This window comes from Pseudomonas sp. OF001 (assembly GCF_904426495.1).
In the GTDB taxonomy this organism is placed as follows: Bacteria; Pseudomonadota; Gammaproteobacteria; order Pseudomonadales; family Pseudomonadaceae; genus Geopseudomonas.
This window is the reverse complement of record NZ_CAJGBM010000064.1, coordinates 105,788-119,102: the sequence shown is the minus strand read 5'-3', so window position 1 is coordinate 119,102 and position 13,315 is coordinate 105,788. Positions and strand designations below refer to the sequence as shown.

The 13,315-nt window shown below is 70.0% G+C and carries 14 protein-coding genes; 2 read left to right on the top strand and 12 right to left on the bottom strand.

The genetic code is table 11. From position 1 onward, the window contains the following. Positions 1-21: 21 nt before the first annotated feature. The 12 genes from lipA to RA210_RS20820 form a co-directional block, all read right to left on the bottom strand. Positions 22-999 (bottom strand): lipoyl synthase, encoded by a 978-nt coding sequence (gene lipA, locus RA210_RS20875; protein ID WP_090349475.1) that lies wholly within the window; start codon positions 997-999, stop codon positions 22-24. Beyond that, positions 996-1,649, bottom strand: coding sequence for a lipoyl(octanoyl) transferase LipB (lipB, locus tag RA210_RS20870; protein ID WP_414153848.1), 654 nt, complete (start codon positions 1,647-1,649; stop codon positions 996-998). The genes lipA and lipB overlap by 4 nt, the downstream gene beginning before the upstream one ends. Continuing rightward, on the bottom strand, positions 1,649-1,942 hold the full coding sequence (locus RA210_RS20865; protein WP_136490748.1) for a DUF493 domain-containing protein: 294 nt from the start codon (positions 1,940-1,942) through the stop codon (positions 1,649-1,651). Before RA210_RS20865 ends, lipB begins: the two co-directional genes overlap by 1 nt. Positions 1,943-2,011: 69 nt before the next feature. Then, entirely contained in the window at positions 2,012-3,172 is a 1,161-nt protein-coding gene (locus RA210_RS20860; protein WP_201487876.1) for a D-alanyl-D-alanine carboxypeptidase family protein, read from the bottom strand. A gap of 66 nt (positions 3,173-3,238) precedes the next feature. Continuing rightward, positions 3,239-4,270, bottom strand: coding sequence for a septal ring lytic transglycosylase RlpA family protein (locus RA210_RS20855; protein WP_136490746.1), 1,032 nt, complete (start codon positions 4,268-4,270; stop codon positions 3,239-3,241). A 1-nt stretch (position 4,271) separates the two neighbouring features. Beyond that, complete coding sequence (mltB, locus tag RA210_RS20850; RefSeq protein WP_136490745.1) at positions 4,272-5,282, bottom strand: lytic murein transglycosylase B; 1,011 nt, start codon at positions 5,280-5,282, stop codon at positions 4,272-4,274. A gap of 20 nt (positions 5,283-5,302) precedes the next feature. Beyond that, positions 5,303-6,406, bottom strand: coding sequence for a rod shape-determining protein RodA (gene rodA / locus RA210_RS20845; protein ID WP_168772539.1), 1,104 nt, complete (start codon positions 6,404-6,406; stop codon positions 5,303-5,305). 37 nt (positions 6,407-6,443) lie between these two features. Next, positions 6,444-8,363 carry a penicillin-binding protein 2 gene (mrdA, locus tag RA210_RS20840; RefSeq protein ID WP_201487875.1) on the bottom strand — a complete coding sequence of 640 codons (1,920 nt, stop codon included), beginning with the start codon at positions 8,361-8,363 and terminating at the stop codon, positions 6,444-6,446. A gap of 10 nt (positions 8,364-8,373) precedes the next feature. Beyond that, positions 8,374-8,841 (bottom strand): 23S rRNA (pseudouridine(1915)-N(3))-methyltransferase RlmH, encoded by a 468-nt coding sequence (rlmH, locus tag RA210_RS20835; protein WP_136490742.1) that lies wholly within the window; start codon positions 8,839-8,841, stop codon positions 8,374-8,376. An 8-nt stretch (positions 8,842-8,849) separates the two neighbouring features. Continuing rightward, complete coding sequence (gene rsfS / locus RA210_RS20830; RefSeq protein ID WP_201487874.1) at positions 8,850-9,203, bottom strand: ribosome silencing factor; 354 nt, start codon at positions 9,201-9,203, stop codon at positions 8,850-8,852. 10 nt (positions 9,204-9,213) lie between these two features. After that, on the bottom strand, positions 9,214-9,870 hold the full coding sequence (nadD, locus tag RA210_RS20825; protein ID WP_201487873.1) for a nicotinate-nucleotide adenylyltransferase: 657 nt from the start codon (positions 9,868-9,870) through the stop codon (positions 9,214-9,216). Then, on the bottom strand, positions 9,870-11,135 hold the full coding sequence (locus RA210_RS20820; RefSeq protein ID WP_201487872.1) for a glutamate-5-semialdehyde dehydrogenase: 1,266 nt from the start codon (positions 11,133-11,135) through the stop codon (positions 9,870-9,872). The genes nadD and RA210_RS20820 overlap by 1 nt, the downstream gene beginning before the upstream one ends. 146 nt (positions 11,136-11,281) lie before the next feature. Here RA210_RS20820 and RA210_RS20815 point away from each other — a divergent pair, with 146 nt between their 5' ends. After that, entirely contained in the window at positions 11,282-12,001 is a 720-nt protein-coding gene (locus RA210_RS20815; protein WP_201487871.1) for a DNA-3-methyladenine glycosylase, read from the top strand. Beyond that, positions 11,998-13,314, top strand: a complete 1,317-nt coding sequence (locus RA210_RS20810) for a bifunctional DedA family/phosphatase PAP2 family protein (RefSeq protein ID WP_201487870.1) — start codon at positions 11,998-12,000, stop codon at positions 13,312-13,314. The genes RA210_RS20815 and RA210_RS20810 overlap by 4 nt, the downstream gene beginning before the upstream one ends. Position 13,315: the final 1 nt, after the last annotated feature.

Genomic DNA, 13,315 nt, shown 5'->3' with positions numbered 1-13,315 from the left:
CTTACCCACCCTACACAGGACTCAGCCGATCTTGTGGCCGTGGGCCTGCTGGTCGGCGTGGTAGGACGAACGCACCAGCGGGCCGGAGGCGACGTTCTTGAAGCCCATCTTCTCACCTTCCTCGGCGAACCAGGCGAAGGTGTCCGGATGGACGAAACGCTGCACCGGCAGGTGGCTGCGCGAGGGCTGCAGGTACTGGCCGAGGGTGAGCATGTCGATGTCGTGCTCGCGCATACGCTGCATGGTCTCGATCACCTCCTCGTCGGTCTCGCCGAGGCCGAGCATCAGGCCCGACTTGGTCGGCACGCCCGGCACGCGCTTCTTGAACTCCTGCAGCAGGTCCAGCGACCACTCGAAGTCCGAGCCCGGACGCGACGACTTGTACAGGCGCGGCACGGTTTCCAGGTTGTGGTTGAACACGTCCGGCGGCTCGGTCGCGGTGATGTCGAGGGCGATCTCCATGCGCCCGCGGTAGTCTGGCACCAGGGTCTCCAGCTGCACGCTGGGCGACAGCGCGCGGATCTCGCGCAGGCAGTCGGCGAAGTGCTGGGCGCCGCCGTCGCGCAGGTCGTCGCGGTCCACCGAGGTGATCACCACGTACTTCAGGCGCAGGTCGGCGATGGCCAGCGCGAGGTTCTTCGGCTCGTCCGGATCCAGCGCGTTGGGCCGGCCGTGGCCGACGTCGCAGAACGGGCAGCGGCGGGTGCAGATGTCGCCCATGATCATGAAGGTGGCGGTGCCGCCGCTGAAGCACTCGCCGAGGTTCGGGCAGGAAGCTTCTTCGCACACGCTGTGCAGCTTGTGCTGGCGCAGCAGCTGCTTGATGCGCTCGACCTCGGGGGTGACCGGGATGCGCACGCGGATCCAGTCCGGCTTGCGCGGCAGCTCCTCGGTGGGAATGATCTTCACCGGAATGCGCGCGACCTTCTCGGCGCCGCGCAGCTTGACCCCGGCCTCGACCTTGGCCGGGCCCTTGGTGGTGTTGTCCACGGTACTCATGTCAGCTCCAGCCCTCCCGCGAGGGTCTCGTATTCAGCGTAGCCAAGCTGGCCGACCAGCTGGCGCACCAGCGCGGCACGCACTTCGGCGAGTTCGATCGGGCCCTGGGCCAGATCCTTGAGTTGGGTCATGGCCATGCCGGCATAGCCACAGGGATTGATGCGGCCGAACGGTTCCAGGTCCATGTCGACGTTGAGCGCCAGGCCATGGAAGGAGCGGCCGTGGCGGATGCGCAGGCCGAGCGAGGCGATCTTCGCCGCGCCGACGTAGACGCCGGGGGCGTCCGGCTTGGCATGGGCCTCGACGCCGTAGCCTTCGAGCAGGGCGACCAGGCTGGCCTCCATGCGGCTGACCAGTTCGCGCACGCCCAGATTCGAGCGGCGCACATCGAGCAGCAGGTAGGCGATCAGCTGGCCCGGGCCGTGGTAGGTCACCTGGCCGCCGCGGTCGGCCTGCACCACCGGGATGTCGCCGGGCATCAGCAGGTGCTCGGCCTTGCCGGCCTGGCCCTGGGTGAACACCGGTTCGTGCTCGAGCAGCCAGATCTCGTCCGGGGTGTCGGGGCCGCGCTCGTTGGTGAAGCGCTGCATCGCCTGCCAGGCCGGCAGGTAGGGCAGCCGGCCCAGCTCGCGCACCCGCAGGGGGCCCATCACAGCACCATGTGCACGCGGCCGGTGGCGCGCAGGTCGACGTGGATCGCCTGCAGCTGCTCGACGCCGGTGGCGCGGATCGCGAGCTGCACCGAGACGAAACGGCCGTTGCTGCTGTCGCGCAGGGTCAGGGTGGTGACGTCGAGGTCCGGCGCATGACGGCGGACGATGTCGATCACCAGGTCGGCGAAGCCCTCGCCGGCGTCGCCGATCACCTTGATCGGGTAGCCGTGGCAGGGAAATTCGATCTTCGGCGCCTGGACTTCGGTAGCGGAGGTCTTGGTATCGGTCATGGTCTCGACGGGCTTGTGGCCCGCAATGCCGGCGCCCCGGGGTCGGGGCGCCGCGCTCAGGTCAATGGATCAGTTGAACAATCCGTAGAAAAACAGTCGGATACTATCCCACAGGCGGCGGAAGATACCACCCTCCTCGACCGCCTCGAGGGCCACCAGCGGCGCGCTGTGCAGCACCTGCTCGCCGAGGCGCACCTCGACCTTGCCGACTTCCTGGCCGGCGGCCACCGGCGCCTCGATCATCGGCTGCAGGGTCATGCTGGCCTGCAGCTTGTCCATCTGGCCACGCGGCAGGGTCAGGGTCAGGTCCTCGGCCAGGCCGGCCTTGAGCTGGCGCTCGGCGCCCTTCCACACCGGGGCCTGGGTCAGCTCGGCGCCCTTGGCGTAGAACTGGCGGGTCTCGAAGAAGCGGAAGCCGTAGGTCAGCAGCTTCTGGGTCTCGGCGGCGCGGGCCTGCTCGCTGTTGGTGCCGAACACCACGGCGATCAGGCGCTGGCCGTCACGCACGGCGGAAGCCACCAGGCAGTAGCCGGCTTCCTCGGTGTGGCCGGTCTTCAGGCCGTCGACAGTCTTGTCGCGCCACAGCAGCAGGTTGCGGTTGGGCTGTTTGATGTTGTTCCAGAGGAACTCCTTCTGCGCGTAGATGGCGTAGTGCGCCGGGTCTTCCTTGATGATCGCGCGCGCCAGCCTGGCCATGTCGTGGGCCGAGGAGTAGTGCTCCGGGTGCGGCAGGCCGGTGGCGTTCATGAAGTGGCTGTTGACCATGCCGAGCTTGCCGGCGGTGGTGTTCATCAGGTCGGCGAAGGCGTCCTCGCTGCCGGCGATGTGCTCGGCCACCGCCACGCTGGCGTCGTTGCCGGACTGGATGATGATGCCGTGCAGCAGGTCGCCCATGGTCACCTGGGTGCCGACCTGGACGAACATGCGCGAGCCGCCGGTGCGCCAGGCGTGTTCGCTGATGGTCACCAGATCCTTCTCGCCGACCTGGCCGCGGTTGATCTCCAGGGTGGCGATGTAGGCGGTCATCAGCTTGGTCAGGCTGGCCGGCGGCAGGCGCTCGTCGGCGTTCTGCTGGACCAGCACGTTGCCGCTGTCGGCATCCATCAGCAGCCAGGCCTTGGCCGCCAGTTGCGGCGGCGCCGGAACGACCTGCTCGGCGGCCCAGGCGGCAGGTGCCGCGGCGAGCAGGACCAGCAGGAACAAGCGGTGCACTAAGGTGGTGATGTTCATCCGTCTCTCGAATAGCTAGGTAGGTGAATCAGGCCCTTGCGGGCATTGCTACGGTGCCGGGCGGCGTCAGTCCGGCCGCACCAGCGTCGGCTGGCCGAGGCTGGCCAGCCGCAGGGAGTCCTGCAGCTGCAGGGCCTCATCCTGAGTGTCGATCGGCCCCAGGCGCACCCGGTGCAGGACCTGCTGGTTGCGCACGACCGAGCTGATAAACACCGGCGCAGTCCCCACCACCGAGCTCAGCTTGGCCTTGAGGAGTTCCGCAGCGTCCGGGTTGGCGAAGGCGCCCACCTGGAGATACAGCCCAGCGGCTGGGGCAGAAGCGTTTTTTTTTACCGCCACCTCGACCGGCAGGACGGCGGCGGCATGCTGCTCCGGCGGCGGCGTCCAGGTCTCGATGGGCGCGGCCACCGGCTGCGGCACGCTGCGCACCTCGCTGGGCGCCGGCAGGCTCATCAGCTTGTTGCTGCGCGGGGCGCCGGCATTGCTGGCCAGCACCATCGGCACCGGCCGGCCCTGCTGGGCCCACCACTGCTGCGGGTCGATGCCCTCGACCTTGACCCGCGCGGTGCCGGTCTCGGCATAGCCGAGCTTCTTCGCCGCGGCGAAGGACAGGTCGATGATGCGGTCGGAGTAGAACGGCCCGCGGTCGTTGACCCGCAGGATCACGCTCCGGCCGTTGTCCAAGTTGGTGACCCGCACGTAGCTGGGCAGCGGCAGGGTCTTGTGCGCGGCGGTCATGCCGTACAGGTCGTAGGTCTCGCCGTTGGCGGTGGCCTGGCCGTGGAACTTGGTGCCGTACCAGGAGGCGGTGCCGGTGGCGCGGTAGTTGCGCGCATCCTGGATCGGATAGTAGGGCTTGCCGAACACCGTGTAGGGACTGGCCTTGACCGGGCCGTTGTGCGGCATCGGCACGGCGTCGGGGATGCGCGACACGTCGACGTCCCACCAGGGCGCGCCGTCGCGGTGCGGGCGGGCGTAGCTGCCCGGGCCGGAAACGGCCTGGTCGCTGTCGACCGGCGCGCGCGAGGTGGTGCAGCTGCTCAGCAGGGCCAGGCTGCACAGTACGGCCAGCGGCAGCCGCGGCAGGGATGGGCGCATGTCAGAACTCCTGGCGCTGCGCATGCAGCGCGCTGGAGAGCTGGTGCACGGCCATGGCGTACATCACGCTGCGGTTGTAGCGGGTGATCACGTAGAAGTTGGGCAGGCCCATCCAGAACTCGTCGCCCTGTTCGCCCTCGAGGCGGAAGGCGGTCACCGCGTAGTTGTCCTCCACCGCATCCAGCGGGGTCCAGCCGAGCTGGCGCAGGTCGCCCACCGACTTGACCGGCTCCAGGCCCTGGGTCAGGCCGTCGGCGAAGCGGGTGCCGGCGACGCGCGCGCGGGTCACCACCGGGTCGCCGGCCACCCAGCCGTGGCGGTGGAAGTAGCTGGCCACGCTGCCGATGGCGTCCACCGGATTGCCCCAGATGTCGATGTGGCCGTCGTGGTCGAAGTCCACCGCATAGGCGCGGAAGCTGCTCGGCATGAACTGCGGCAGGCCCATGGCGCCGGCGTAGGAGCCCTTGAGGCTGAGCGGATCGACCTGCTGCTCGCGGGTCAGCAGGAGGAACTCGCGCAGCTCCTTGCGGAAGAAGTCGGCGCGCGGCGGATAGTCGAAGCCGAGGGTGGCCAGGGCGTCGAGCACCCGCCAGTTGCCGGTGTTGCGGCCGAAGAAGGTTTCCACGCCGATGATCGCCACGATCACCTGGGCCGGCACGCCGTACTCGCGCTCGGCGCGCGCCAGCGACTCGGCGTGCTGGTTCCAGAACGCCACGCCCTGGTCGATGCGCGCCTGGGTGATGAAGATCGGCCGGTACTCCTTCCACGGCTTGACCCGCTCGGCCGGCCGCGAGATGGCGTCGAGGATCGGCTGCTTGCGCTCGGCGGCGCCGAGCAGCGCCTGCAGCTGCGGTGCGGTGAAACCGTGCTCGCGCACCATCTCGCCGATGAAGGCATCGACCGCGGGTGAACTCTGGTAGTCCCCAGCCATGGCCGGCGCGGCGATGCCGAGCAGACCGGCCAGGCCGATCCGGCACACGCCCTGCCGAACCCATGCGCGCACTCTGTGCATTGTGCTTTTCACTCCGAGTCTCAAACCTGGGCGATCCATTTGCGGTGCGTATGGATCGCCATCAAAATGCCGAATCCTGACATCAGCGTCACCAGCGAAGTTCCGCCGTAGCTGATGAAAGGCAGCGGCACCCCCACCACCGGCAGCAAGCCGCTGACCATGCCGATGTTGACGAAAACGTAGACGAAGAAGGTCAGGGTGATGCTCCCCGCCAGCAGCTTGCCGAACAGGGTCTGCGCCTGCACCGTGATCACCAGCCCCCGGGCGATCAGCAGCAGGTAGACCACCAGCAGCAGGCACACGCCGACCATGCCGAACTCTTCGCTGAGCACGGCAATGATAAAGTCCGTATGGCTTTCCGGCAAAAAATCCAGGTGCGACTGGGTGCCCAGCAGCCAGCCCTTGCCGAACACCCCCCCCGAGCCGATGGCCGCCTTGGACTGGATGATGTTCCAGCCGGTGCCCAGCGGGTCGCTCTCCGGATCGAGGAAAGTGTGCACGCGCTGCTTCTGGTAGTCGTGCAGCACGAAGTACCACATGGCCACCGCGACCGGCACCGCCGCGGCGATCGCCCCGCCGATCCACCACCAGCGCAGACCGCCGATGTACAGCACGAAGGCGCCGGAGGCGAGGATCAGCATGGCGGTGCCGAGGTCGGGCTGCTTGAGGATCAGCACGAAGGGCACGCCGATCAGCGCCAGGGCGATCAGCAGGTGCTTGAAGCTGGGGGGCAGGCTGCGGCTGGACAGGTACCAGGCGATGGTCGCCGGCATGATCAGCTTCATGAACTCCGAGGGCTGGAAGCGGATCACCCCGGGAATGTTGATCCAGCGCGTGGCGCCCATCGCCGTGTAGCCGACGAACTCCACCGCCAGCAGCAGCAGCACGCCGCAACCATAGGCCAGCGGCGCCCAGCGCGCCATGAAGCGCGGCTCCAGCTGGGCGATGGTGCACATCGCCACCAGGCCGATGCCGAACGAGGTGGTCTGCTTGAGCAGCAGCTCCCAGTGCTTGCCGCCGGCCGACCACAGCACGAACAGGCCGACCACGCCGAGGGTCACCAGCAGCAGCAGCAGCGGGCCGTCGATGTGCAGGCGCTGCAGCAGGCTGGCGCGGCGGCGCAGCACGTCCTCCCCGGACAGGGTGCGGTCGAAGCTCGGGCTAGTGTTCACGGGCCACCTCTGCCGCCGGCGGCGGCGCGAATTCGGGCTTGAGCCGACGATGCTCGTCGAGCAGCCAGGCGTCCAGCACCTGCTTGGCCACCGGGCCGGCCACGCCGGAGCCGGACTCGCCGTTCTCCACCATCACCGCCACGGCGATCTTCGGGTCGTTGGCGGGCGCGAAGGCGACGAACAGCGCGTGGTCGCGATGGCGCTCGCGCACCTTGTTGCGGTCGTACTTCTCGCCCTGGCGGATCGCCACCACCTGCGCCGTGCCGCTCTTGCCGGCGATCAGGTAGGGCGAGCCGAGGCCGAGCTTGTGCGCGGTGCCGCGCGCGCCGTGCACCACCTCGACCATGCCGCGGGTGACCTGGTCCCAGTAGCGCGGGTTGCTGGCGACGATGTTCGGCGGCGTGTCGCGCTCCTCCAGCAGGCCGGAGGCCATCAGCTGCTCGGCGCTCATGCCGTCGGCGTCCCTGAGCAGGCGCGGGCGCACCCAGCGGCCGCGATTGGCGATCAGCGCGGTGGCCTGGGCCAGCTGCAGCGGGGTGGTCAGCATGTAGCCCTGGCCGATGCCGGTGATCACCGTCTCGCCGGGGAACCAGCCCTGGCGGCGGTTGGCGCGCTTCCATTCGCGCGAGGGCATCAGCCCGGCGGCTTCCTCGGACAGGTCGAGGGACACCCGCTGACCGAGACCGAAGGCGCTCATGTACTGGTGCAGGCGGTCGATGCCGAGCTTGATCGCCAGGTCGTAGAAATAGGTGTCGTTGGAGCGCGCCAGGGCCAGGTTGAGGTCGACCCAGCCGTCGCCGCTGCGGTTCCAGTTGCGGTACTTGTGGCTGTTGCCCGGCAGCTGGTAGTAGCCCGGGTCGTAGACGCGGCTCGCCGAATTGACCACCCCGGCGTCCAGGCCGGCCAGCGCCACCTGCGGCTTGACCGTCGAGCCCGGCGGATACAGGCCGCGCAGCACGCGGTTGTACAGCGGCCGGTCGATGGAGTCGCGCAGCGCCGCATAGTCCTTGAAACCGATGCCGGTGACGAACAGGTTGGGATTGAAGCTCGGCTGGCTGACCATCGCCAGCACGCCGCCGGTGGCCGGCTCGATGGCGATCACCGCGCCACGGCGGCCGCCCAGCGCCGCCTCGGCGGCCTCCTGCAGCTTGAGGTCGAGGTGCAGGCGGATGTCCTTGCCGGGGATCGGGTCGGTGTGCTTGAGCACGCGCAGCACGCGGCCGCGGGCGTTGGTCTCGACCTCCTCGTAGCCGACCTGGCCGTGCAGCACGTCCTCGTAGAACTTCTCCGCGCCGGTCTTGCCGATGTGGTGGGTACCGCTGTAGTCCACCGGATCGAGCCTCTTCAGCTCCTGCTCGTTGATCCGCCCGACGTAGCCGACCGAGTGGGCGAAGTGCTCGCCCTGCGGGTAGTGGCGCACCAGCTGGGCGACCACGTCGACGCCGGGCAGGCGGAACTGGTTGACCGCGATGCGGGCGATCTGCTCCTCGGTCAGCTCGAAGAGGATCGGCACCGGCTCGAACGGCCGCCGCCCCTGGCGCACGCGCTTCTCGAACAGCGCGCGCTCCTCCTCGCCCAGCTCGAGCACCTCGACTATGGTGTCGAGCACCTGACGCCAGTCGTCGGCGCGCTCGCGGCTCACCGTCAGGCTGAAGCTCGGCCGGTTGTCGGCGATGATCACCCCGTTGCGGTCGTAGATCAGCCCGCGGGTCGGCGGCAGCGGCTGCACGTGGATGCGGTTGTTCTCCGCCAGCGTCGAGTGGTGCTCGTACTGGATCACCTGCAGGTAGTACATGCGCGCCACCAGCACGCCGGTGAGCAGCAGCACGAAGATCGCGCCGACGATCGCCCGGCTGCGCACCAGGCGGGCATCGCGTTCGTGGTCCTTGAGCTGGATCGGCTGCGGCATGGAGGCGCGGTTACTTGTGGTACGGATGGCCGGACAGCACGGTCCAGGCGCGGTAGATCTGCTCGCCGAGCAGCACCCGCACCAGCGGGTGCGGCAGGGTCAGCGGCGACAGCGACCAGCGCTGCTCGCTGCGCGCGCACACCTCCGGCGCCAGCCCTTCCGGGCCGCCGACCATCAGGTTGACAGTGCGCGCGTCGAGGCGCCAGCGGTCCAGTTCGGCGGCCAGCTGCTCGGTGCTCCACGGCTTGCCATGGACCTCGAGGGTGACCACGCGCTCCCCGGGCTGCACCCGCGCCAGCATCGCCTCGCCCTCCTGGCGGATCAGGCGGGCGACGTCGGCGTTCTTGCCGCGGGTGTTCAGCGGGATCTCCACCAGTTCGAGGGCCAGCTCGGGCGGCAGGCGCTTGACGTACTCCTGCCAGCCCTCCTCGACCCAGCGCGGCATCCGCGAGCCGACGGCGATCAGTCGGATGCGCATGCCGGGCGTTACTCCTGCGACTGCTGGGCGCGGCTCTGCTCGGCGCCCTGCCACAGGCGCTCGAGGTCGTAGAACTGGCGGGTGGCTGCCTGCATCACGTGCACCACCACGTTGCCGAGGTCGATCAGGCCCCACTCGCCGGAGTCCAGGCCTTCGCTGCCGATCGGCCGCACGCCCTGCTCCTTGGTCTTTTCCAGCACGGTTTCGGCCAGCGACTTGACGTGGCGGCTGGAGCTGCCGGTGGCGATCACCATGAAGTCGGTGATGCTGGTCTTCTCGCGCACGTCGATGGTGAGGATGTCCTGACCTTTCAGTTCTTCCAGGGCGGCGATCACCACCTGGACCAGTTGTTCGGCTTGCATTGTCGGATGTTCACTCTTGGGTAGATGGGGTGGCACGGTACAGACCGTGCGTGTGGATGTAGGCCAGCACCGCGTCGGGTACCAGGAAGCGGATCGAGCGGCCGGCGGCCAGGCGCTCGCGGATGCCGGTGGCGGAGATCGCCAGCGGCATCTGCCAGACGAAGGCGATCTGCCCCGCCGGCCCCCTGAGCGCCTGCGGATCGCTGGCGCTGCGCGCGGCCAGCAGGTCGCGCAGGGCTTCCGGCGCCTCGCTGTCGGCGTCCGGGCGCTGCAGCACGACGATGTGGCAGTGGTCGAGCAACTCCTGCCAGCGGTGCCAGGTCGGCAGGCCGCAGAAGGCGTCCCAGCCGACCAGCAGCAGCAGCTGGACCTCGCCGCCCAGCTCGGCGCGCAGCGACTCCAGGGTGTCGATGGTCCACGACGGCTTGTCGCGCCACAGCTCGCGGTCGTCGACCGCCAGCGGCGGCACGTCGGCCACCGCCAGGCGCACCATGTCCAGGCGCTGCTGCGCGCTCACCTGCGGCGTGCCGCGGTGCGGCGGGCGGGCGCTGGGGATCAGGCGCAACTCGTCGACGGCGAACTGCTCGGCCACCTCGAGCGCGGCACGCAGGTGGCCGATGTGGATGGGGTCGAAGGTGCCGCCGAGCAGACCGATGCGCCGGATCATCAGCCGCGCACGTGACCGTCGCCGAACACCACGTACTTCTCGCTGGTCAGCCCCTCCAGGCCGACCGGGCCGCGGGCGTGCAGCTTGTCGGTGGAGATGCCGATCTCGGCGCCCAGACCGTACTCGAAGCCGTCGGCGAAGCGGGTCGAGGCGTTGACCATCACCGAGCTGGAATCCACCTCGGTGAGGAAACGCCGCGCGTCGGTGAAGCTCTCGGTGATGATCGCGTCGGTGTGGTGCGAGCCGTAGTGATTGATGTGCTCGATGGCTTGCTCCAGCGAGTCGACCACGCGGATCGACAGGATCGCCGCGTTGTACTCGGTGTGCCAGTCCTCCTCGGTCGCCTCCAGCACGTCGGCGCCGAGCAGCGCGCGGGTCGCCGCGCAGCCGCGCAGCTCGACGCCCTTGGCACGGTAGATCTCGGCCAGCGGCGGCAGCACGCGCGCGGCGATGGCCTCGTGCACCAGCAGGGTCTCCATGGTGTTGCACGGCGCATAGCGCTGGGTCTTGGCGTTGTCGGCGACGCGGATCGCCTTGCCCTCGTCGGCGGCGACGTCGATGTAGACGTGGCAGATGCCGTCCAGGTGCTTGATCACCGGCACGCGGGCGTCGCGGCTGATGCGCTCGATCAGGCCCTTGCCGCCGCGCGGCACGATGACGTCGACGAACTCGGGCATGGCGATCAGTTGGCCCACCGCCGCGCGGTCGGTGGTCTCCACCACCTGCACGCAGGCCGCCGGCAGGCCGGCCTCGGCCAGGCCCTGCTGGATGCAGGCAGCGATGGCGCGATTGGAGTGGATCGCCTCGGAGCCGCCGCGCAGGATGGTGGCGTTGCCGGACTTCAGGCACAGGCTGGCGGCGTCGATGGTCACGTTGGGGCGCGACTCGTAGATGATGCCGATCACCCCCAGCGGCACGCGCATCTTGCCGACCTGGATGCCCGAGGGCAGGTAGCGCATGTCGCGGATGGTGCCGATCGGGTCGGGCAGGCCGGCGACCTGGCGCAGGCCCTCAATCATGTCGTCGATGCGTGCCGGGGTCAGCGCCAGGCGGTCGAGCATGGCCTCGTCCAGGCCGTTGGCGCGGCCGTTGTCCAGGTCCTGCGCGTTGGCGCGGATCAGCTCCTCGCGTGCGGCGTCGAGGGCGCGCGCGGCGGCCAGCAGGGCGTTGTTCTTCTGCGCGGTGGTGGCGCGAGCGGTGACGCGCGAGGCCTCGCGCGCGGCGCGACCCAGGCGGGTCATGTAATCGAGTACGGACTCGGTCATGGTCTCGGCGATCCGACGGCTGGAAAAAGTCGTCGATTATAGCCCTGCCAGCCGGGCCGCGCCCAGCAGCAACGGGCGGACGGCAGGAGCCGCTCGTTGCCGGGTGTTGCTATCATGGCCGCCCTTCCGTCACCCGCCCGCGCCAGATGACCGCCTCGCCTGCCCCCGCTACCCTGCCCTGGCCCGGCGCCCGCCCGCTGGCCGACGCCTTCTTCGACCGCGACGCCTGCCTGGTGGCGCGCGAACTGCTCGGCAAGGTGATCCGCCACCGGGTCGACGGCCTGTGGCTGAGCGCGCGGATCATCGAGACCGAGGCCTACTACCTGACCGACCGGGGCAGCCACGCCTCGCTCGGCTACACCCACAAGCGCCGCGCACTGTTCATGGACGGCGGGCACATCTACATGTACTACGCGCGCGGCGGCGACTCGCTGAACTTCAGCGCCCACGGCGCCGGCAACGCGGTGCTGATCAAGTCCGGCGCCCCCTGGCAGGATGCGCTGAGCGGCGCGGATTCGCTGGCACGGATGCAGGCCAACAACCCCGACCGCCAGGGCCGGCCGCGCCCGCCGGAAAAGCTGTGCGCCGGGCAGACCCTGCTGTGCCGCGCCCTCGGCCTCAAGGTGCCGGACTGGGACGGTGCGCGCTTCGACTGGCAGCGCCTGTTCGTCGAGGACGTCGGCGAGCGGCCGGCGCGGATCGTGCAGACCACCCGCCTGGGCATCCCCCGCGGGCGTGACGAGCACCTCGAATACCGCTTCGTCGATGCCGCCTGGGCCCGCCACTGCACGCGCAACCCGCTGCGCCGCGGCCAGCGCGAAGGCAGCGACTTCCATCTGATCGACGTCAAGGAGCAAGACGCATGAGCCAGTGGCTCGACAGCCTCACCGCCTGGCTGGGCGCCCATCCCGAGTGGCTGGGCCTGGCCATCTTCCTGATCGCCTGCATCGAATGCCTGACCATCGCCGGCATCGTGGTGCCGGGTACCGTGCTGCTGTTCGCCGTCGCCGCCCTGGCCGGCGGCGGCGCGCTGACGCTGTGGCAGACCCTGCTGCTCGGCTATGCCGGCGGCCTGCTCGGCGACGCGCTGTCCTACGCCCTCGGCCGGCGCTTCCACGAGGACATCCGCCGCCTGCCGCTGCTGCGCCGCCATCCGGAATGGCTGGCCCAGGCCGAGTTCTACTTCCAGCGCTACGGGGTGATCAGCCTGCTGCTCGGCCGCTTCATCGGCCCGCTGCGGCCGATGCTGCCGACCGTCGCCGGCATGCTCGACATGCCGCTGCCGCGCTTCGCCGCGGTCAGCCTGGTGGCCGCCGCCGGCTGGGCGACGGCCTACCTGCTGCCCGGCTGGATGACCGGCGCAGCCCTGCGCCTGCCGCTGCCGGAAGGCTTCTGGTGGCAGGCCGGCGTGCTGGCCGGCGGTCTGGCCGCGCTGCTGGTGCTGGCCGCCCAGGCCAGCCTGCGCGAACGGCGCGCGGCGGCGCCGCTGGCCGCGACGCTGGGCGCCGCGCTGCTGCTGGCCCTTTTCGCCGGCTGGCGGCACTTCGCCGCCTTCGACCAGGCGCTGCTGGAGCTGGCGCAGCGCCTGCGCACCCCGGCGCTGGACCAGTGGATGGTGGAGCTGACCCGGCTGGGCGACTTCGCCGTGCAGCTGGCCGCCGGCGCGGCGCTGCTCCTGCTGCTGGCGCTGCAGCGCCAGTGGCGCGCCCTGCTGTTCGCCATGCTGGCCCTGGGCGGTACTGCGCTGACCAACCAGGGGCTCAAGCTGCTGTTCGCCCGCGCCCGCCCGGAGATCCTGCTGCAGCCGCTAGACAGCTTCAGCCTGCCCAGCGGGCACAGCTCGGCGGCCTTCGCCCTCTGCCTGGCGCTCGGCGTGCTGGCCGGGCGCGGCGCGCCGGCACGCATCCGCCTGGCCTGGCTGCTGCTCGCCAGCCTGCCGGCCACGGCGATCGCCGTCTCGCGGGTCTATCTCGGCGTACACTGGCCGACCGACGTGCTGGCCGGCGCACTGCTCGCCGGCAGCCTGTGCGCCCTCGCCCTGCTGCTGGTGCAGTGGCGCCAGCCGCTGCCGGCCAGCGGTCGCCTGCGCGGCTGGCTGCTGCTGCCCCTGGCCCTGCTGGCGCTGGCCAGCCTGCTCGGCTGGCTGCCCGGCGCGGAAATGGCGCTGTACCGCCGCTGAG